This window comes from Clostridium sp. (assembly GCF_029258205.1).
Lineage (GTDB): Bacteria > Bacillota > Clostridia > Clostridiales > Clostridiaceae > Sarcina.
The window spans coordinates 75,751-96,878 of record NZ_JARHZJ010000026.1; the positions used below are offsets into that span (position 1 = coordinate 75,751).

General features: G+C 28.2%; 21 protein-coding genes. 19 read left to right on the forward strand and 2 right to left on the reverse strand.

Annotated elements, in window-relative coordinates; all coding sequences use genetic code 11:
* Positions 1–2: 2 nt before the first annotated feature.
* From Q1J60_RS03800 to scpB, 14 genes are all read left to right on the forward strand, one after another.
* The gene (locus tag Q1J60_RS03800) at positions 3–818 is read left to right on the forward strand and encodes a TlyA family RNA methyltransferase (RefSeq protein ID WP_300258697.1); all 816 of its coding nucleotides are present in this window, start codon (positions 3–5) and stop codon (positions 816–818) included.
* 84 nt (positions 819–902) lie between these two features.
* A complete protein-coding gene (locus Q1J60_RS03805; RefSeq protein ID WP_300258699.1) occupies positions 903–1,733 on the forward strand; it encodes an NAD(+)/NADH kinase in 831 nt (276 codons plus the stop codon).
* 22 nt (positions 1,734–1,755) lie between these two features.
* Positions 1,756–2,208 (forward strand): arginine repressor, encoded by a 453-nt coding sequence (locus tag Q1J60_RS03810; protein ID WP_300258701.1) that lies wholly within the window; start codon positions 1,756–1,758, stop codon positions 2,206–2,208.
* Between the two features lie 15 nt (positions 2,209–2,223).
* Positions 2,224–3,921, forward strand: a complete 1,698-nt coding sequence (recN, locus tag Q1J60_RS03815) for a DNA repair protein RecN (RefSeq protein WP_300258702.1) — start codon at positions 2,224–2,226, stop codon at positions 3,919–3,921.
* A 176-nt stretch (positions 3,922–4,097) separates the two neighbouring features.
* Positions 4,098–5,258, forward strand: coding sequence for a SpoIVB peptidase (spoIVB, locus tag Q1J60_RS03820; protein ID WP_300258704.1), 1,161 nt, complete (start codon positions 4,098–4,100; stop codon positions 5,256–5,258).
* Between the two features lie 174 nt (positions 5,259–5,432).
* Positions 5,433–6,263 carry a sporulation transcription factor Spo0A gene (gene spo0A / locus Q1J60_RS03825; RefSeq protein ID WP_300258705.1) on the forward strand — a complete coding sequence of 277 codons (831 nt, stop codon included), beginning with the start codon at positions 5,433–5,435 and terminating at the stop codon, positions 6,261–6,263.
* A 319-nt stretch (positions 6,264–6,582) separates the two neighbouring features.
* Positions 6,583–6,888: a hypothetical protein gene (locus tag Q1J60_RS03830; RefSeq protein ID WP_300258706.1), complete on the forward strand. Its 306-nt coding sequence runs from the start codon at positions 6,583–6,585 to the stop codon at positions 6,886–6,888.
* Positions 6,889–6,953: 65 nt separating this feature from the next.
* Positions 6,954–7,094, forward strand: a complete 141-nt coding sequence (locus Q1J60_RS03835) for an NUDIX domain-containing protein (protein WP_300258707.1) — start codon at positions 6,954–6,956, stop codon at positions 7,092–7,094.
* A gap of 283 nt (positions 7,095–7,377) precedes the next feature.
* The gene (spoIIM, locus tag Q1J60_RS03840; protein WP_300258710.1) at positions 7,378–7,998 is read left to right on the forward strand and encodes a stage II sporulation protein M; all 621 of its coding nucleotides are present in this window, start codon (positions 7,378–7,380) and stop codon (positions 7,996–7,998) included.
* Between the two features lie 49 nt (positions 7,999–8,047).
* The gene (locus tag Q1J60_RS03845) at positions 8,048–8,920 is read left to right on the forward strand and encodes a site-specific tyrosine recombinase (RefSeq protein ID WP_300258712.1); all 873 of its coding nucleotides are present in this window, start codon (positions 8,048–8,050) and stop codon (positions 8,918–8,920) included.
* Positions 8,921–9,166: 246 nt separating this feature from the next.
* Positions 9,167–10,468 carry a pyrimidine-nucleoside phosphorylase gene (locus tag Q1J60_RS03850; RefSeq protein ID WP_300258714.1) on the forward strand — a complete coding sequence of 434 codons (1,302 nt, stop codon included), beginning with the start codon at positions 9,167–9,169 and terminating at the stop codon, positions 10,466–10,468.
* A 255-nt stretch (positions 10,469–10,723) separates the two neighbouring features.
* Entirely contained in the window at positions 10,724–11,932 is a 1,209-nt protein-coding gene (locus Q1J60_RS03855; protein WP_300258716.1) for a D-alanyl-D-alanine carboxypeptidase family protein, read from the forward strand.
* Between the two features lie 298 nt (positions 11,933–12,230).
* Complete coding sequence (locus Q1J60_RS03860) at positions 12,231–12,977, forward strand: segregation/condensation protein A (RefSeq protein WP_300258719.1); 747 nt, start codon at positions 12,231–12,233, stop codon at positions 12,975–12,977.
* On the forward strand, positions 12,970–13,557 hold the full coding sequence (gene scpB / locus Q1J60_RS03865; RefSeq protein WP_300258720.1) for an SMC-Scp complex subunit ScpB: 588 nt from the start codon (positions 12,970–12,972) through the stop codon (positions 13,555–13,557). The genes Q1J60_RS03860 and scpB overlap by 8 nt, the downstream gene beginning before the upstream one ends.
* Positions 13,558–13,834: 277 nt before the next feature.
* Here the strand turns inward: scpB and ytfJ are convergent, their stop codons facing one another.
* Positions 13,835–14,254, reverse strand: a complete 420-nt coding sequence (ytfJ, locus tag Q1J60_RS03870; RefSeq protein WP_300258724.1) for a GerW family sporulation protein — start codon at positions 14,252–14,254, stop codon at positions 13,835–13,837.
* A 43-nt stretch (positions 14,255–14,297) separates the two neighbouring features.
* Complete coding sequence (locus Q1J60_RS03875) at positions 14,298–14,870, reverse strand: DUF2953 domain-containing protein (RefSeq protein ID WP_300258727.1); 573 nt, start codon at positions 14,868–14,870, stop codon at positions 14,298–14,300.
* A gap of 146 nt (positions 14,871–15,016) precedes the next feature.
* On the opposite strand from Q1J60_RS03875, the gene Q1J60_RS03880 reads away from it, so the two are divergent.
* The 5 genes from Q1J60_RS03880 to Q1J60_RS03900 all read left to right on the forward strand — a co-directional run bounded on the left by Q1J60_RS03880 (position 15,017) and on the right by Q1J60_RS03900 (position 21,127).
* A complete protein-coding gene (locus tag Q1J60_RS03880; protein ID WP_300258730.1) occupies positions 15,017–15,892 on the forward strand; it encodes a D-alanyl-D-alanine carboxypeptidase family protein in 876 nt (291 codons plus the stop codon).
* 145 nt (positions 15,893–16,037) lie between these two features.
* The gene (locus Q1J60_RS03885) at positions 16,038–17,018 is read left to right on the forward strand and encodes a sulfide/dihydroorotate dehydrogenase-like FAD/NAD-binding protein (protein WP_300258732.1); all 981 of its coding nucleotides are present in this window, start codon (positions 16,038–16,040) and stop codon (positions 17,016–17,018) included.
* A gap of 31 nt (positions 17,019–17,049) precedes the next feature.
* Positions 17,050–18,327 carry an FAD-dependent oxidoreductase gene (locus tag Q1J60_RS03890; protein ID WP_300258735.1) on the forward strand — a complete coding sequence of 426 codons (1,278 nt, stop codon included), beginning with the start codon at positions 17,050–17,052 and terminating at the stop codon, positions 18,325–18,327.
* Positions 18,328–18,622: 295 nt separating this feature from the next.
* The gene (locus tag Q1J60_RS03895; RefSeq protein WP_300258738.1) at positions 18,623–20,701 is read left to right on the forward strand and encodes a nitrate reductase; all 2,079 of its coding nucleotides are present in this window, start codon (positions 18,623–18,625) and stop codon (positions 20,699–20,701) included.
* 12 nt (positions 20,702–20,713) lie between these two features.
* Complete coding sequence (locus tag Q1J60_RS03900; protein WP_300258741.1) at positions 20,714–21,127, forward strand: 4Fe-4S dicluster domain-containing protein; 414 nt, start codon at positions 20,714–20,716, stop codon at positions 21,125–21,127.
* The last annotated feature ends 1 nt before the right edge of the window (position 21,128 follow it).

Here is a 21,128-nt window from a genome sequence, read left to right on the forward strand (position 1 = left end):
TTATGGCAGAAAAAAAAGAAAAAAAAGAAAGACTTGATGTACTGCTTGTTGAACAAGGTATTGCTGAGTCACGAGAAAAAGCTAAGAGATATATAATGGCAGGTATGGTATTTATAGGAGAAAAGAGAGTTGATAAGGCAGGAGAAAAAGTTCCAGTAAGCTCAAATATCATATTTAGAGGAGAAAAATTACCTTTTGTTAGTAGGGGTGGATTTAAACTTGATAAAGCAGTTAAATCTTTTGGAATAGATCTTAAAGGAAAGAGATGTTTAGATATTGGAGCATCAACTGGTGGATTTACTGATTGTATGCTTCAAAATAATGCTTCAAAAGTATTTTCAATTGATGTTGGTTATGGACAATTTGCTTGGAAACTTAGAGTAGATCCAAGAGTTGTTTGTATGGAAAGAACTAATGTAAGATATGCAACTCCAGAGCAAATAGGAGAATTATGTGATTTTGCATCAATAGATGTATCTTTTATATCACTAACAACTGTTTTGCCAGCTGTACTTAATCTTTTAAATGAGAATGGAGAAGTTATGGCACTTATTAAGCCACAATTTGAAGCTGGTAGAGAAAAAGTTGGTAAGAAGGGTGTTGTAAGAGAAGCTTCTACTCATAAAGAAGTAATTAAGAAAATTGTAGATTTTGCCTTATCACATAAATTAAATATATTAGGCCTTGATTTCTCTCCTATAAAAGGACCAGAAGGAAATATAGAATATTTAATATATTTAAAGAAGAATAACAATATAGACGAGTTTGATTATAATATTATAGATAAAGTTGTAGATAAATCTCATAGTGATTTATAAAAATTAAATTATTGAATAATAAATATTAATTTTATAATTGCTTTGAATAAGCTTTATAGTTAAAGTAAAGGTGTGTTTTGGGGCATGAGAAATATAGGAATTATAATTAATAAAGAAAAAGATAAAGAAAATAAAATTTTAAACTTGGTTATTTCAAAAGTTAAAGAATATTTAAATCCTGATAACATAAGAGTTATAGATCAGTTTTATAATGGTGATTATAAAGAATTAAAGACTTTAGATCTTTTAATAGTTCTTGGTGGAGATGGAACACTTTTAGGTGTAGCTAGAAAATTCTCTACAGTTATAGATACTCCAATTTTAGGAATTAACATTGGAAATTTAGGTTTTTTAGTTACAGCTGAGATAAGCGAGTTAGAAGAAGCTTTGTACAGAATAAAAGTTCGTGACTATAAAGTAGAGGAAAGAATGTTACTTTCTTGTACTATAGAAATGGGAGAATGTTCAGAGGAAAGAGCTTTAAATGATATTGTGGTTGCTAGAGGTACTTTATCTAGAATGGCACAATATGAGGTCTTTATAAATGATGAACTTTATGCTACTTTTAAAGGGGATGGAGTTATAATTTCTACTCCAGTAGGATCAACAGCTTATTCTTTTTCAGCTGGAGGTCCACTTATAATGCCAGATTTACAAATAGTATCAATAGTACCTATATGTCCGCATACACCAAATTCAAGACCTATGATAATAGACGGAAATAATACAGTAAGAATTAAGCCACTTATTAATGAATCAGATGTCTTTGTTACAATAGATGGACAAAAAGCATTAAAATTAGAAAAACATAATGAAGTTTTAATAAAAAAAGCAAAAGAATTTTTTAGAATAATTTCTTTTGATAATAAAAGTTACTTTAAGGTACTAAGGAAAAAATTGTTTAAGATAGAATAAATATTATGAAGGTGATTTGAAGATGAAATCTAAGAGACATTCTAAGATAATTGAAATTATAAAATCAACAGCCATAGAAACTCAAGAAGAGTTAGCAGAAGAATTAAAAAAAGCTGGGTTTGATGTTACTCAAGCTACAGTATCTAGAGATATAAAAAATTTAAAACTTGTTAAAAAACAAGATAATAAAGGGCACTATAGATATACAATCATAGAAGAAGAAAAAAATGAAATGGTTGATAGATTAAGCAATATATTAGCTAATACTGTAACTTCAGTAGAAAATGTTGATAAGATGGTTGTTGTTAAAACAATATCAGGTTCAGCATCTGCTGCGGCAGAAGCAATAGATACACTTCATTTAGGTGAAATTGCTGGGACTATAGCAGGAGACAACACAATATTTATATTAGTTAGAAGCTTAGAAAAAGCAGAAACTCTAGTTTCTAGGATACTAGAAATGATAGAATTATAGTTAAGGAGGAGAAGTATGCTTTTACAATTAACTATAAATAATTTTGCTTTGATAGAAAAAGCATCTTTAGATTTTAAAGAAGGTTTCACTATTTTATCAGGAGAAACTGGAGCTGGTAAGTCTATTCTTATAGATGCAATAAATTATGTTCAAGGAAGTAAGTTTAACAAGGACTTAATTAGAACTGGAGAAGAAAAGACTTTTGTAGAGGCTATATTTTCAATAGATGATAATGAGAGACTTAAAGAAATTTTAAATGATTTAGAAATAGAGTATGATGATACTTTAATAATTTCTAGAGAAACTTTTATAAATGGTAGAAGTAATATAAAGGTTAATGGAAGAAGTATAATAGTAGCTACTTTAAAAAAAATAAGTAGCACACTTCTAGATATACATGGTCAACATAATAATCAAAATTTATTAAATAAAGAAAATCATATAATGTATTTAGATGATTTTGGAGATTCTAAGTTAAGTGAAGATTTAAAAGAATATGGAGAAAAATTCTTAGAGCTTAAGTGTATAGAAAGACAAATAAGTGAACTGAGCAATGAAGGGAAAGATGAAAAACTTTTAAATTATTTAGAATATCAGTTAAATGAAATTGAAGAAGCCAAGCTTAGAAATGGTGAAGAAGAAGAATTAACAGAAAGATTTAATATTTTATCTAATGCAGAAAAAATAAAAAATTCACTAGGAATATCATATAATTTATTAAATGGTGTTGAAAACAGTGTAGTAGATTCTTTGTCAGTAGTAAATAGAGAACTTTCAAATGTTGAAGAGCATTTAGAAAAAATTAAAATTATAAACTCTAAAATAATGGAAATGTATTATGAAATACAAGAAATGGCTAGAGAAATTAGAGATATATGTGATGAAAGTGTTTATGATGGTAATGAATTAGAAGAAATAAATAGCCGTATGTTTAAGATTGCTGCCTTAAAGAAAAAGTATGGAAATACTATAGCTGAAATCTTAGAATATAAAAATAATATTCTATCTCAAATAAATAATATTAAAAATTCAGAAAAAATAATTGAAGATCTTTTAAATGAAAAAAGTAAAGTTGAGAGTGTTTTAAGTGAAATAGCTAATAGAATTCATAATAAGAGAATAGAACTGGCAAAAGTTTTAGAAGAAAATATTCATAAAGAGTTAGCCTATGTTGGTTTAGGAAAATGTAGATTTGAAGTTCTTATTGAGGAAGATGAAACCTTTAACTTTAAAGGTAGAGACAAAGTACAATTTCTTATATCAACAAATCCTGGTGAACCTTTAAAACCTATGGAAAGAATAGTTTCTGGTGGAGAACTTTCAAGAATAATGTTAGCTTTAAAAGCTGTGTTCATAGATAAAGATAAGATTCCTACTGTTATATTTGATGAAATAGATACAGGTATAAGTGGAAGAGTAGCTCAATCAGTAGGAGAAAAAATGTATGAAATATCAACAAAGCATCAAGTTTTTTGTATAACACATCTTCCTCAAATAGCAAGTATGTCAGATAATCATTATATGGTTAGAAAAAAAGTAATAGATAATAAGACTTTTTCAAAGGTTGAACCTATAACTTATAATCAAAAAATTGAAGAGGTTGGAAAAATGCTAGGTGGCGTTGAAATGACAAGCAATACATTACTAAGTGCTAAAGAGATGATAGATTTAGCTGACACAAAAAAAGAAACAATTAAGACTTTTCATACATAATAAAGTGGTTTTTAATACAAAATAGAACTGTTAAACAGTTCTATTTTTTTTTATTTTAAAACTAATATGAGAATTTTAGTATATTTTAAATTGATTTGGCTAGAATAACAAAGTTAATATAGGATATTATGATTTTGAAAGGGGCAAATTAAGAATAGAAAAGGAGGAGATAGTTAATGAAAAATATCAACAAAAGAATAAAAATTATATCAATAATAATGATTTCTTTAATATTACTTTTATCCTCTGTAACATTTGCAAGGGATTATTGTGAGAGTAATAATGTTTTTGCAAGTAGCAATTTCTATTCTTTAAATTCTAAGAGTAGTAATGATGAAAAGTTTAAGAACAGATATGGCGTAGCTCTTGTAAATAGTGAACAGGAAAAAAGAGATATAGAGCTTTGCGCTGGAGGTAGTTCAGTTGGTGTAAGAGTGTCAACAGAGGGTGTATTAGCAGTGGGTTATTCAGATTTAACAATAGGAAATAGAGAAATAGCAAGTCCAGCTCAAAATGGTGGTATACAAATTGGTGATAGACTTATAAGTGTAAATGGAAATAAAATAAAAAATTCTAAAGATTTATCAAAAAAAATTAATGAGAGTAAATCAGAAAATGTTGAAATTTTGATTGAGAGAAATGGTGAAGAAATAACAAAAAACATAAATTTATCAAAAAATCAAGATGGTGATTATAAAATAGGTCTTTGGGTAAGAGATTCTACTGCTGGTGTAGGTACACTTACTTTCTATGATAAAGAAAGTGGAAAATATGGAGCAATAGGTCATCCAATAACAGATAGTGAAACAGAAAAAATTCTTTCAATAAAAAATGGAGATCTTTTAAATTCTTCAATAATAAGCATAAAAAAAGGAGTTAAAGGTAATCCAGGAGAATTAAGGGGAATTTTTTCAAGTGATAAGATGCCTATAGGAAATGTTACAGAAAATACTCAATGTGGAATATTTGGTAAAATAAACACAAAAAATTTAAAAAATATTAATAATAAAACTTATAAAGTAGGGTGGAGAGATGAAATTCAACCAGGACCAGCTCATATTATAACTACTATTGATGAAGAAGGTCCTAAGTTATATGATGTTGAAATTGTAAAACTTGCAAAACAAGATAGTATTAGCACGAAAAGTATGGTTATTAAGATTACAGATGAAAGATTATTAGAAAAAACCGGCGGTGTTGTTCAAGGAATGAGTGGAAGTCCAATTATACAAAATGATAAAATAATTGGGGCTGTAACTCATGTTTTAGTTAATAAACCTGAAGTAGGATATGGAATATATATAGAATGGATGTTAAAAGATGCCAAAATTATATGATATAAAATAAGTGTGATTAATGTAAATATGTGTTATAATAAATACTAGGAAATTAAATGAATTTTTTAGTATTTATTTTTTTTTAGAAGGAAATAATTTAGTTTTGTCGAATATAGTTAAAGAAGAATTAATGTAAAAAAATGGATATATATAGTTGGTTAAGGAGAGGGAAGCATGAAGGAATCAAAAATATCTGTATTAATTGCTGATGATAACAAAGAGTTTTGCAATATTTTAAATGACTATTTATTAAGTCAAAGAGATATTGTTGTGACAGGAATTGCAAAAGATGGATTAGAAGCTTTAAAACTTATAGAAGAGAAACAACCAGATTTAGTTGTATTAGATATAATTATGCCGCATTTAGATGGATTAGGTGTGCTTGAAAGAATAAATTCTCTAGTATTAGAAAAAACTCCAAGAGTAATAGTATTATCTGCTGTTGGACAAGATAAAATTACTCAAAGAGCCATAACTTTAGGTGCAGACTATTATGTTGTTAAGCCATTTGATATGGATGTGTTTACAGAGAGAATAAGACAAATGTTTAATAGCACAATATCAGAGGAACCTACTAATAGTAAACCTAAAATCAGTGTAGTTGAAGGGGAAAAAAGTGAAGATATATCTTCAGAAGATAGTAAAGAACCTATGGATTTAGAGGTTGAGATAACTAGTATAATTCATGAAATAGGAGTTCCAGCTCATATAAAAGGATATATGTACTTAAGGGAAGCTATAACTATGGTTGTAAATGATATGGAATTATTATCAGCTATAACAAAAGAATTGTATCCTTCAATAGCGAAAAAATACAATACTACTGCAAGTAGGGTTGAAAGAGCTATAAGACATGCTATAGAGGTTGCTTGGGGAAGAGGACAAATAGATGCTATAAATAAAATATTTGGACATACTATTCACAATGATAAAGGTAAACCAACAAACTCAGAGTTTATAGCTATGGTTGCAGATAAATTAAGACTAAAAAATAAGGTTAGCTAAATTATAAGGTAAGCTATTTGTTAGTATTTAAATACAAGTAAACTTTAAAAATTGAGTATAATTTATAAAAATAATTTTATAAAAATATTAATATGATTAACTTTAATATGAATATATTTGTATGCATTTATATTTATGGAGAAAGCACTTTTTATCAGCGAAAATATTGCGTGGTAAAAAGTGCTTTTTTATAAAGATATGTTTTACATATATGATTGGTATATATTAAAACAGTTTAGTTAAGTTATAGATTATAAATTGATTTCATATATAAATAATAATATTTAAGTGATGCTATATAGAGAAAGGAGGAATTTAATTGAGAAAAGCAGTATATGTAGAAGGAAATGAAAAAAAGATTATTTTAGCTAATTGTATAACTAAATCTGAATATGAAAAAATATATAAAAAAAATTTAATTTGTCCAATAGATGGATGTAAAGCAAAACTTGGGTTTAGGGAAGTAAAGAAGCATAGAGATGGAAAATATTTTTATACATTACCTAATAATAAACATGTTGATGGGTGTCCTTATAAAATTCAAAAGAAAAAGAGAAGAGTAAGAAGAAAAATAGATACTAATTTAGGTGAGGATTTTTCACAGATATCTTTTAAAATTTTATAATATTTTATATAAATTAAAAAGAATACTTGTAGAATTTTGCAAGATTTAAAATTGAGGTGAGAGATATGGATTTATATGAAAAAGCAGCCTTGAGAGAATTTAAAGAAGAAACAGGATATTTAGCTAATAAGATAACATATTTAGGAAAAATAGCACCATCACCAAGATTTTGCGATGAAGTGGTGCATATATATAAAAGCTCATGAATTTAAAAAAGGTAATACAAACTTTGATTAAGATGAGTTTTTGAATTTAAAAGAATATTATTTAGAGGAAATTAAAAATATGATTATAGCAGGTAAAATAACTGACGCAAAAACTATAGCATGTTTATTTTTCTATGAAAATATTAAATGATAATAAATAAGAACTAGAGGTGTAACATTGCTTTAGTTCTTATTTTTTTGTAAATTTAAAAAAGTATGTATCTTTTTATTATGTTAATCATATCTTTTAATAAATAGCTTTAATGGAGGGGAAGAAGAATTTATGAGGATTTTTTTTAGTAGACTTATGGAGTCATTAAAGGAAAATAAAATCACTTTTTTATGGGTACTTTTATTCTTTTTAGTTGGAATAGTTTTAGGATCTTATACAGTTTACTATATGAGTGATTTTAATAGAGTTGAAATTACTACTTATTTTAACAACTTTTTGGAATTTTTAGGTGGGAATTCTGTATCTTACACAAGTATTCTTGTAGATAGTATAAAAAGTGTTCTTCCAATGGTTGTAATAATAGTTTTATTAGGTTACACATCCGTAGGAACTCCAATAATTCTTATGATGGATTTAGTTAAAGGTTATGTTATTGGATTTACATTTTCTTTAATAGTTAGTATGTTAGGGAGCAAGGGTATTATGTTAGTTTTATCAGGATTAATGCTTCAAAATTTAATTTTTATTCCAATAATAATGTTAATCAGTGTTTTGGCTATAAGACATTCAGTTACAAAGTTGAAAATGGGAGTATCCAGAGATAGAGTAAAACTTGATATTAGTAGATCATATTTAAACTTTCAAGGGATGTTAAGCTTAATTATAATATCAGGAATACTAATTGAAACATATATATCACCTAATTTAATAAGATTAGTAATTAGTAGGTGATTTCTGTAATATAAATAATTATGTAATAACATTTTGGTTAGGAGTTAATATGAAAGATTTAGTAAGCAAATACGAAGTATATCTAGAATCAATAGGAAAGAGAAAGAATACCGTAAGTGCATACATTACAGATGTCTCTATGTATTTAGATTTTGTAGAGGAAAAAGGATTTAAGGTAAATGAGGACGCATATCCTTTAATATCTTATGTACAACATCTAAAAGAGAGCCACAAGTCTCCATCATCAATTCAAAGAACAATAATATCTTTAAGAAATTTTTATAATTTCTTAGTGGCTGAAGAATTTTTAAATAAGGTTCCAAATTTAACTATGAAAAAAGAAAGAGTTGAAAAGAAAAAACCTTTAGTTTTAACTGTTGAAGAGATAAATAAAATAATGAATTCTACTAATGTTTTAACTGAAAAGGGAATACGTGATAAAGCCTTATTAGAACTTATGTATGCCACTGGAATGAAAGTTTCAGAGCTAATATCTTTAAAAATTGAAGATATTAATTTGGATTCATCTTTTGTAAATTGTAGAGATAATAGAGGGTATGAGAGACTTATACCAATAGGAAAAGCAGCCAAGGAATCTCTTAAAAGATATATTGTGGTAAGAGAAGATAATTCTAAAGGATCAGATAAGCTTTTCTTAAATATGAGTGGAGAACCTATAACTAGGCAAGGAGTTTGGAGAATTGTTAAGGAGTATGCTGTTATTGCAAATATTGGAAAAGATATAAATTTAAATACATTTAGACATTCTTTTGCAGTGCATTTATTACAAAACGGAGCAAATGCTAAGGTGGTACAAGAACTATTAGGAAATCAAGTTATGACTTATATAGATATGTACTATGATATTATAAACAATGAAAAAATTAATAATATATACAGAAAAGCTCATCCAAGAGCATAATATATATAAGAAAAGGCTTTCATAAAAGTCTTTTCTTTTTATAATTTTTACCCTAAAAATATTATAGTTTATTAAAAAATACATAAAAATAATTTGAATTTTATAATTAATAAAAGAAAAATTGATTAATGTTGAAAAAAATATAATGTTCTATAATTTGAAAGTACTTGTAAATAGGGAGTCTCTCTGATAAAATAAGTTTATGAAAAGGTTATCACAATTTAGGAGTGTGGAGGAAAGAAACTTATGAGAATGTATGATTTAATATTAAAAAAGAGAAATGGTGGGGAATTAAGCACTGAGGAAATAAACTTTTTTGTTGACAAATATACAAATGGTGAAATACCAGATTATCAAGTAGCAGCCTTATTAATGGCTATATATTTCCAAAAAATGAATAAGAGAGAAACCTCAGATTTAACCATGGCTATGGTTAATTCAGGAGATATATTAGATTTAAGTGAAATACACGGGGTAAAAGTAGATAAGCATTCAACAGGTGGAGTTGGTGATACTACTACTTTAGTTTTAGGACCTATGGTTGCAGCTTTAGGAATTCCTGTTGCTAAAATGTCAGGAAGAGGTCTTGGACATACTGGTGGAACAATAGATAAATTAGAAAGTTTTGATGGATTCTCAGTAGAAATGACTAAGGATCAATTTATAAATAATGTTAACAATATAAAATTAGCAGTTGGTGGACAAACAGGAGATTTAGCTCCAGCTGATAAAAAACTTTATGCTTTAAGAGATGTTACAGGAACTGTTGATAATGTATCATTAATAGCTTCAAGTATTATGAGTAAAAAAATTGCAGCAGGTGCTGATGCTATAGTATTAGATGTTAAAGTTGGAGACGGAGCATTTATGAAAACTCCAGAAGCAGCTAGAGAACTTGCAACTGAAATGGTTGGAATAGGTAAACATGTTGGAAGAAATACTGTTGCCATAATTTCAGATATGGATCAACCTTTAGGATTTGCTATAGGTAATGCTTTAGAAGTTAAAGAAGCCATAGAAACTTTAAGAGGAAATGGTCCTAAGGATCTTTTAGAGCTTTGCTTAACACTTGGAAGCAATATGGTTGTTTTAGCAGGTGCTGCTAAAGATACTGATGAAGCAAGAAAAATGTTAATGGAAACAATAACTTCAGGAAAAGCAATTGAAAAATTAAAAGAATTTGTAAAAGCTCAAGGTGGAGATGCATCAGTTATTGATGATATATCAAATTTCCATAATGCTAAATATATAATTCCAGTTAAAGCTACTAAATCAGGAGTTGTAAGTAAAATTCATGCTGAAAATCTAGGATTAGTTGCTATGGAACTTGGAGCAGGAAGAGCTACTAAAGAAAGTATTATAGATTTATCTGTTGGTATTGTTCTTGAAAAGAAAAGAGGGGACAAAGTTAATGAAGGAGATATCATAGCATATATTCATGCTAATGATGAAGAAAAAGGTAATAAAGCAGTAGATGGAATATTAGCTAATTATGAAATCTCAGATTCAGTAAAAGATATACCATTAATTTATGATATAGTTAAATAGTTTAAAAACAAAAAGTTTTAGAGATGGTTGGATTCTTGTCAGGTATATTTAATATTTATAGTTATGCATCGTAATCTGTGAATAACTATATCTAACAAGAAATCCAACCACTTTAAATAAATAGATTTTAGTTAATCATTATATATTATCTCGTTAAAGTTATCTTATACAAACTAAAGTATAGGATAACTTTTTCTTTTTTTGCTTATAATTTATTTCTTTTGGGAGAAAATAAGCAAGAAAGGAGGAGATATTATGAAAAGATACATAAGAAAAATAGCAACATTTGCAATGTTTTTATCTTTATTTAGCATTGTTTCTTCTGTTCCTGTAAAAGCTGAAGAAGTAATAGATGTAGAAGCAAGATCAGCTCTTCTTATGGAAGCTAGTACAGGAAAAATTATTTATGAAAAAAATGCTAATGAAAAATTTGCACCTGCATCAGTAACTAAAATTATGACAATGCTACTTGCCATGGAAAAAATAGATAGAGGAGAGATGAAACTTTCAGATCAAATCACAGTAAGCGAAACTGCTAAGAAAATGGGTGGTAGTACTATGCTACTAGATATTGGAGAAGTAAGAACTGTTGAGGAGATTATAAAAGGTATAGGAATAGCTTCAGGTAATGATGCTGCTGTAGCTATGGCGGAATATTTAGGTGGAAGTGAAAGTGGTTTTGTTGAAATGATGAATAAAAGAGCTCAAGAGCTTGGAATGAAAAATACAACATTCAAAAACTGCACAGGTCTTCCTATAGAAGGACATCTATCTACTGCATATGATATTTCTATTATGTCTAGGGAATTATTAAAACATCCTACTATATTAAAATATACTGGAACTTATATGGAAACTATATCAGAAGGAAGAAAATCTCCTATTGAACTTGTTAACCATAATAAATTAGTTAGATTCTTTAAGGGATGTGATGGTCTTAAAACTGGATTCACTAATGACGCTAAATATTGTATATCAGCTACAGCTACTAGGGATGGAGTTAGAATGCTTTCAGTAATAATGGGAGCTCCAACATTTAAAATAAGAAATAGAGATGCTAGTATGCTTATGAATTATGGATTTTCTAAGTTTGAAAGCAAGCAAGTAGCTACAAAAGATGGTGATGTAGAACAAATTCCTATGAGTCAAATAGAGGATAAGTTTATTATCGGAAAAGCTAAAGATGATTTAACTTTAGTCTGTCCAAAGGGTATGGGTGACAGAATAGAGAAAAAAGTTGTTTTAGATGAAAGTAAGAAAAAAATTAAAGAATTTGATACTGTTGGATATTGTGAATATTATCTAGATGGTGAACTTTTAGGTAAAGTTGAATTATATTCAGATAGAGATATGAGAAAAGGTGGAATTATTGATAGTGTTAAATTCAAGGTTAAGAATTTCTTTAATGGTGAAGAGGAAGATAAAGTAGAAGAGAAAACAGAAGAAAAGAGTAGTGAAAAATAGAATATTATTTAGACATTTTATTGTATTGATTAGAAATTAAAAATAAATACCTATAAGTTAAAAGAAGAACAACTAGCATATAGTCTCCTTATGCTAGTTGTTTTTATATATAATTAAAGGATTTTATATTTATCTTTATATCTATTAACTAAGAAATTTTTTTTAGAATAATTCTTGATATTTTTAATTTTTATAAAATCAAATTCTTTTATGTATTGATTTTAGTGTTAATTGCTTTTTTATATGATAGTTGTTATGATATTATGTGAAGTTTTGAATAGTAGGAGAAAAATAAACTATGGAAATGCCAATTATCAAACTAAAAAACTTTGATGGACCTTTTGATTTGCTTTTGCATTTAATCAAAAAAAATGAAATGAGTATTACTGAGATAAAGATTCATGAAATCACAAAACAGTATTTAGAATATATAGCCTTAATGAAGGAACTTGATTTAGAAATAACTTCAGAGTTTATAGTTATGGCAGCTACTTTAATAGAAATAAAATCGAAATCATTACTTCCTAAAGTTAAAGTTGAAGATGAGACTTGTGAGGAAGATCTTCAGAAAATATTAATGGAAAAACTTCAAGAGTATAAAAAGTTTAAGAAAATAAGTGATTATTTAAGAGAAAGAGAACTTTCTACTGGAGAAGTATTTACCAAAAAAGCTGAAATTATTCAGGTTGAAGTGGACAACAAACTTGATGAGGATTATTTTAAAAATATAACTATGCTTGATCTTTATCAGCTTTATAATAATCTTATGAGAATTTATGGTGAAAAACAAAACGTAAATATTATGGAGAAAAAGATAAGCGTAGATAAATATAAAATTACTGATAAAATAAAATTCTTAAGGTGTAAGCTTAATGAAAAGAGCGTTATTAGATTTTCAGAATTTATACCACAGTGTGAATGTAAGTTGGAGGTAGTTGTTACTTTTATGGCAATGCTTGAACTTATAAAAAGCAGCGAAGTTAAAGTTGTCCAATATGAAAACTTTGGTGAGATTATGATGGAAAAGGTGATAGTAAATGAGTGATATAAATCAAATAGAATTTAGTGAAATATCTAAAAAAGACGAACTTAAGTCTATTATAGAATCCCTTTTATTTGTTAGTGGTGAACCTCTTGATTTAAAAGATATATGTAGAATAGTAGAAGAAGATTTTAAATATGTAGAAGATTTAATGAGAGAATTAATGAATATATATAATGGAGACAGTTCAAGAGGGATAAAAATTATTAGTTTAAATGGAACTTATCAGTTAGTTACTAAAACAAAAAATAGTGAATATGTTCAAAAACTTTTAAAAAAGAATGTTAGACAATCATTATCTCAGGCTTCTTTAGAAAGTTTAGCAATAATATGTTATAAGCAACCTATTACTAGAGTTGAGATAGATGAGATAAGAGGAGTAAAAAGCGAAAGTGCTATACAAAGACTTGTTGAAAAAAATTTAGTGGAGGAAACTGGTAGATTAGAAGTTCCAGGAAGACCGATACTTTATGGAACTACAGATGAATTTTTAAGACATTTTGCACTAAATGATTTAGGGGAACTTCCATCTATAGAATTATTTGAAACTGATGAGGAAATTGAAGACACTGTTGAAGAATAGATAATAATTAGTAAGGGTAAATGAAAAGGGAGGGAATATAAATTATTCTCTACCTTTTATTATTTAAATAGCGAATTAACTCACTAAATTATGAAGTTTCTAGCTCTTACTCCCTGCGAAGTAAGAATATTATTTTTTAGGTTTTAGGTTATTTTATTATGGAGTTTGATTGGTTAATTTTATTGCATTAGAGGGTATTTATAATGTTTAACTCTTCAATAAAATCAGGAATAATTAAGAAACTATTTGAATGAGTTAATAACGCTATAGCAGGCTTTTAATCACAATAATTAGAATCTTCTTTTCTATCCTTACATTTTTTGTTTCCCATATCCTTAAATATTTCAATTATTTGAGGAATATTGTCTACTATTCTGTCATAAGTGTTATTCTGATTTACAGGTAATAGTCTTACTGAATCACCTTTAAGAACCAAGAAAGCAACTGGTTTTACACTAACACCTGCACCAGAGCCTCCACCAAAGGCGAATCTATCTTCTATTTTTTCTGATTCTTTATTTGGAAGTTCTGAGCCTCCAGAAGCAAATCCAAAGGAAACTTTTGATATTGGAATTATATAGCTTCCATCTTTAGTTTGTATTGCATCTCCAACTACAGTATTAACATCTATCATGTCTCGGATATTTTCCATTGTTGTGCCCATTAGATTTTCTATTGGGTGATTTGAGTTTATCATAGTACAAACCTCCTAAGTTTTTTTACTCTATTAAAAATAATATCTATAATTTCTTGAAATTTAATAAGTATAGAAATCCTATATATATAATTTGAGCAAAATTTATGGTTATTATACCTTCAATTTCAAATAATAAGTAATTTTCGTTGTTAAATTTAGGTCTTATGCTTCCAGAAAATTCTTTTAATTTAAAAAAGTAATTTAAACATAAATATGATAGAGATAAAACTTGATGAGTAAATCCATATAATAAGGCAGTTAAAGCTGCATCTTCAGTTGAATAATTTAAGTTTAATACAACTTTTAAATAGGGTTTAAATTTACTTTTGTTTAGCAATTTTATTAATTTCATAATGGTAAGTTTAGATGGAGGTTTTAAAAAGGTTCTTTTCTTTTTAGAAGATTTATTTATTTTAGTTTCAGTATTTATTTCTTTTGAAATTTCTTCTTTTTCTTTATGTGCTTCTAATATTTTATTTAAAGATAATATTTCGAATTTATAGAAATTAATCTTTAAATCTTTCTCTGAAATTAGTAATTTAAATTTTAAGTTGATTGGAAAAAACAATAAAACTAAAAGTATTAATAATAGAAATATAAAAAAAAACTTCAGCACATTATAAACCTCCTTACCATTTATACATTATTGACAATAATAGCTTTAATTATCCAAAAATATACTAGGTTATTAAATTTATAACTTGGAAAGCTAATAAAAGAAGGTTTCATAAGAAAAAAGCTTAGTTTAAGGAGAGATATTTTATGAAAAAGAAGATTTCAATTCTTATGTTTTTTTTAATAACAATATCTATATGCTCTAATGTTATTGTTCTTGGAAAGGAAAGTTATATTCCAGATGAAACTTCAATAGAGACTATGGATATAAAAGATGGAGATGGAAAGCAGTGTAAGGATATTACTCCAGATGCACATTTTGCTATTGCATATGATGCTAAAAATAAAAAAATTTTATATGAAAAGAATGCCTTTAGAAATGTACCTATGGCAAGTACTACGAAAATATTAACAGCTTTAGTTGCCATAAATTATTCTGACTTGGATGAGGAAGTTATAATATCTAAGACTGCAGCAAGTATTAGAGGATCTAAAGTTGGATTTAGAGCTGGAGAAAAAGTTACAATGAGAGAACTTCTTTTTGGGCTTATGTATAAATCAGGAAATGATGCTGCCATAGCAATTGCGGAACATATTGGTGGTAGCATAGAGGATTTTTCTATACTTATGAATGATTTTGCTAGAATGTTAGGGCTTAAAGATTCAAACTTTCAATCTCCTCATGGATTAGATAGCCAAATGCATTTTTCATCTGCTTATGATTTAGCAGTTTTAATGTCGAAAGCTATGGAAGAACCTTTCTTTAGAGAGATATCAGGGACTAAAGAAGTAGGAGCTGAAAAATATAATTTTACTAGAAGCTATAACAACATAAATAAAATGCTTTGGAAATTACCTAATGCAAATGGTGGAAAAACAGGTTATACTGGTCAAGCAGGAAAATGCTTAGTAAGTTCTGTAGATCATAATGGGAGAAACATAATTATAGTAGTTTTAAATTGTCCAACTAGATGGGAAGCTACTGAAAGAGTTTATGAATATGTAAAAGAGAATTATTCTTAAAATAAAAGGTGTTATATTAATGTTTTGATATAACACCTTTTATTTTTTAAAAAATTTTATAAAAAATATATAAAATAAGAATTTTGTAACATTTTTAATCTCTTACGGATATTTTAATAGTAAGAATTCAAATGGGAGGGTTTTTATGGATTATGAAGTAATTGATTGTATAGATGCTGGTACGGAATTTTGTCCTTGTCACTTAGCAGAGGAAGGAGAGTGCATACTTTGTTCTCAACTTCACGGAAAGTGTTTTTGTGATTGTGTAAACTGGAAGGGCGTTTGCATATATGAAGAATTTGCAAGTAATGGTTTTAAAGCTAAGGAAGGAAGAAAAACTTTTACATGTGATATAATAGATGTCTTAGAAGTTGAAGAAGGATTGTTATTTATTGAGTTTAAGGCACCACATAAACTTTGTATTGATTTACTTGGACCAGGTAAATTTATTTTTATAAGAACTAAAGATAATCCATTTTTTGATGTACCTATATCTATTTTAGAATCTGATGCAGATAAAAATGTAATAAAAGTACTTATTGAGGTTAGAGGAATAAAAACTAAGAGGCTCTTAAATACTGAGGTTAAAGGAGAGATAACAATAAGAGGGCCTTATTTCAATGGAGTTTTTGGAATAAAAAATATAGATTCTACTAAGAATGGAGAGGTTCTTGTACTTTGTAGAGGAATTGGTTTAGCTCCTGCTATACCAGTTGTTAAAAAGTTAGTCAAGGAAGGAAATAAGGTTAAAATTCTTTTAGATAAGGCACCTTTTAAAGAAAGTTATATAGAAAAATATTTAGAGGAATACGATATTGAATATATTCCTATGAATTTAATTAATAAAGGTGAAATATCAAATGAAGCAAAGGAAGCTATTAAAAATGGACAATGGGATTTAATTCATTGTGCTGGAGCGGATATATTAACTTATAAACTTATAGAATATTTAAATGATTTAAAAGATGAATCTACAAAAGTATCTTGTTGCAATAATGCTAAAATGTGCTGCGGAGAAGGGGTATGTGGAAGCTGTACAGCTAGATTTGCTGGTCACAAGGTAAAAAGACTTTGTAAGGTACAAAGTGATCCTAGAAAGATATTTCAAGATAGAAGATTCATTTAATAAAGATTAATTTATAGAAGGGAGAGTTTTTATGAAGGTTGTTGTTATTGGTGGAGGATGGTCAGGAGTTGCAGCTGCTATTGAAGCAAAAAAAATTGGGGCAGATGTAGTTCTTTTTGAAAAGACAGATTTATTATTAGGACTTGGTAATGTTGGTGGAATAATGAGGAACAATGGAAGATACACAGCCTCAGAAGAATTAATAGCTATGGGAGGTGGAGATTTAATAAATATAACTGATAAGGTTAGTAGACACAAAGATATACCATTTCCAGGACATGAACATGCTTGGCTTTATGATGTTAATTTAGTTGAGGGAGAAGTTAAGAGATATATAGAAAGTCTAGGAATTGAAACAAAAATGGTTTCTAGAGTTATTGATATAAAACAAGAAGACAATAAAATTTTAGGAGTTTACACAAGTGATGGACAATATTATCCAGGAGATGTTTTCATTGAAACTACTGGGTCAACAGGTCCTATGGGGAATTGTTTGAGATATGGTAATGGATGTTCTATGTGTATTTTAAGATGTCCTTCTTTTGGTCCTAGAATAAGTATAAGTTCAAGATGCGGAGTTGATGATATTCAAGGAGAAAGAGTTGGAGATGAACTTGGAGCTTTTAGTGGTTCTTGTAAGCTTGCAAAAGAAACTCTTTCAGAAGAAATAAGAAAAGAGCTTGATGAAAAAGGATGTGTTGTTATTAAAATTCCAAAAGAAGATGTTAATTATGATAAATTAAATGCCAAGGTATGTCAGCAATATGCTCTTAAGGAGTTTGCAGAAAATGTAGTTTTATTAGATACTGGACATGCTAAACTTATGACCACTTATTATCCTCTTGAAAAACTTAGAAAGATTAAGGGGCTTGAAAATGCTAAGTATGTTGATCCGTATGCAGGTGGAAAGGGTAACTCTATAAGATATTTATCAGTGGCTCCAAGGGATGATAATATGAAGGTTAAAGGAGTTACTAATTTATTCTGTGCAGGAGAAAAATCAGGACTTTTTGTTGGACATACAGAAGCTATAGTTACAGGTACTCTAGCTGGGCACAATGCAGTAAGGCATGGTTTAGGAATTCCCTACTTAATTCTACCAAGAGCAACTGTATTAGGGGATATAATAGCCTTTGCTAATGAGGAATCTCAATCTAGAGAAGGTAAGAAAAATAGATATACTTTTGCTGGTTCAGTTTACTTTAATAGAATGAAAGAGTTAGGACTTTATACAATAGATAAAGATGAAATTCAAAAGAGAGTATCTCAATTAAATTTAGATGGAGTTTTTAGTAAAAAGCTTATGTAAATTTAAGATTTTATAAAATTATTATACTTAAAATATAGTTTAAACACAAAAAAAGTATCTTTAGAGTATTATAAATATTAGGTTTATTTATATTCTTTAGATACTTTGTTTTTTATAAAGAAGTTAAGAAATTTGAAATAAGTAAAGAGTATTATAGAAAAAATAAAAAAAATGAATTAAAATATATTTAAAAAAGTGTGATAATTATCATATTATTATGGAGAATATAATGATATACTTCAAAGAAGTGTGATAAAATTTTAACAAAGTTATGTTTGTAAACGGAGGAAAAAGTATGAAAAGAATACAATCTACTTGTAACTATTGTGCTCTTGCGTGTAATTTAGATTTTTACACAGAGGATGGAAAAATAAAAAAAGTAGTTCCAACTCCATATTATCCAGTTAATAAGGGGTTTTCTTGTATAAAAGGACTTAATTTAGATAAACAATGCACTAAGTTTAATGGCTCTAAAAAGCCTTTACTTAAAATGAAAGATGAAGAAAGAAAAGATATAGAATGGAAAGAGGCTTTTGATTTATTTGCTAGTAAGATGACAGCTATTCAAAAAAAGTATGGTAAAGAAAGTGTAGCTTACATAAGTACAGGTCAATTACCAACAGAGGAAATGGCTCTTTTAGGTCATGTAGGAAGAAATTACATGGGTATAAATGGAGATGGTAATACAAGACTTTGCATGGCATCAGCAGTTGTAGCTTATAAACAAAGCTTTGGATTTGATGCACCTCCATATACTTTAAAAGATTTAGAACTTTCAGATACTATATTCTTTATTGGAGCAAATCCAGTTATAGCTCATCCAATAGCTTGGGGAAGAGTTAGAAAAAATAAGGATGCCAAAGTAATTACTATAGATCCAAGAAAATCTGAGACAGCTATGAATTCAGATATGTGGATTGATATAAAAACTAAAGGAGATTTAGCTCTTTTATATACTTTAGCAAATGTTCTTATAGAAAAAGGATGGATAGACGAAGATTATATAAATAATTACACAGAGGGCTTTGAGGATTTCAAAAAACATGTTAAAAAATATACATTAGAAGATGTTGAGGAAAGAACAGGAATCTCTAAGATGAGAGTTTTAGACCTTGCAAAAATAATCCATGAAGGAAAGAGGGTTTCATTCTGGTGGACAATGGGAGTTAACCAAAGCTATGAAGCTGTTAGAACTGCTCAAGCCATTATAAATCTTGCTTTAATTACAGGAAACATTGGGAGAGAAGGAACAGGAGCTAACTCTTTAACAGGACAATGTAATGCTATGGGATCTAGAATGTTCAGTAATACAACTGGGCTTTATGGTGGTGGAGAATATAATAATCAAGAGAGAAGAAAAGTAGTTGCTGATATATTAGGAATGGATGAAAATATGCTTCCAACTAAGCCGACTTTAGATTATGAGCAAATAATAAAAGGAATAAATAAGGGAGAAATTAAAGGGTTATGGGTAATTTGTACTAACCCTAGACATTCATTTAGTAACAATGAAGAGTTTAAAAAAGCTATGAAAAACCTAGATTTCTTTGTAGTGCAAGATATTTATCAAGACACAGATAGTTCTAAAGAATGTGATTTATATTTACCTTCAGTTCCAGCTATTAAAAAAGAAGGTTTCTTAATAAATACTGAGCGTAGACTTTCAGCGTTAACTCCTGTTTTAGAGAAGGAAGAAGATGAATTAAGTGATTATGAAATATTCTTAGGAATTGGAGAAGCATTAGGAATGGGAAGTCTTTTAGATAAATGGAGAACTCCAGAGGATGCTTTTAAACTTCTAAGAGAATGTAGCAAAGGAATGCCTTGTGATATTACAGGAGTATCTTATGAAAGATTAAGAGATTCTAAAGGGATTCAATGGCCCTGTAGAGAAGGAGAAGAATTAGAGTCTGATGAAAGAAGATTATTTGAAGATGGAAAATACTACACTCCAAGTGGAAAAGCTAAGTTTGTTTTTGAAGATGTAACTGAAAATCCAAATGCTATAAATGAAAAGTTTCCATTTAACTTAAACACTGGTAGAGGAACTGTAGGACAATGGCATACTCACACTAGAACTAGAGAAATACAAGCTGTAACTAATATAGTTTCACAAAAAGCTTATGTAGATATAAATAGAAAAGATGCGGAAAAGCTTGATATAAAAGAAAATGATGAAGTTTTAATTCATTCATCAAATGGGCAAACATCTAAATTTATAGCAAGATTAACTGATAATGTTAAAGAAAAAACTTTATATGCTCCAATACACTATATAGAAACAAATGCATTAACACCATCTGTGTTCGATCCTTATTCTAAGGAACCTTCATATAAGACAGTTCAAGTTAATATAGAAAAGGTTAGAAAGTAGGAGGAGATTATTTTGAAAAGAATAAAAATTAATAGAGATAAATGTGTGGGATGCTTAACATGTACAACTGCTTGTATAGTTTCTCATGATTCAGAGGATACAAGAAGTAGAATTGCAATAACAAGTGAAGGAAAATATACTCCTATTTTTTGTAGACACTGTGATAGACCTGAGTGTGTTTATACTTGTATGAGTGGTGCTATGAAAAAAGATAATGAAACTGGTTTTGTCACTTATGATAAATCAAGATGTGCAAGTTGCTTTATGTGTGTAATGGCTTGCCCATATGGAGTATTAAAAGCTGAACATGAAATGAATAAATATATAATGAAATGTGATATGTGTGCAAATACACCAGAAAAAACTCCTCAATGCGTTGCAAAATGTCCAATGGGAGCAATAACTTTAGAGGAGGTAGAAGAATAAG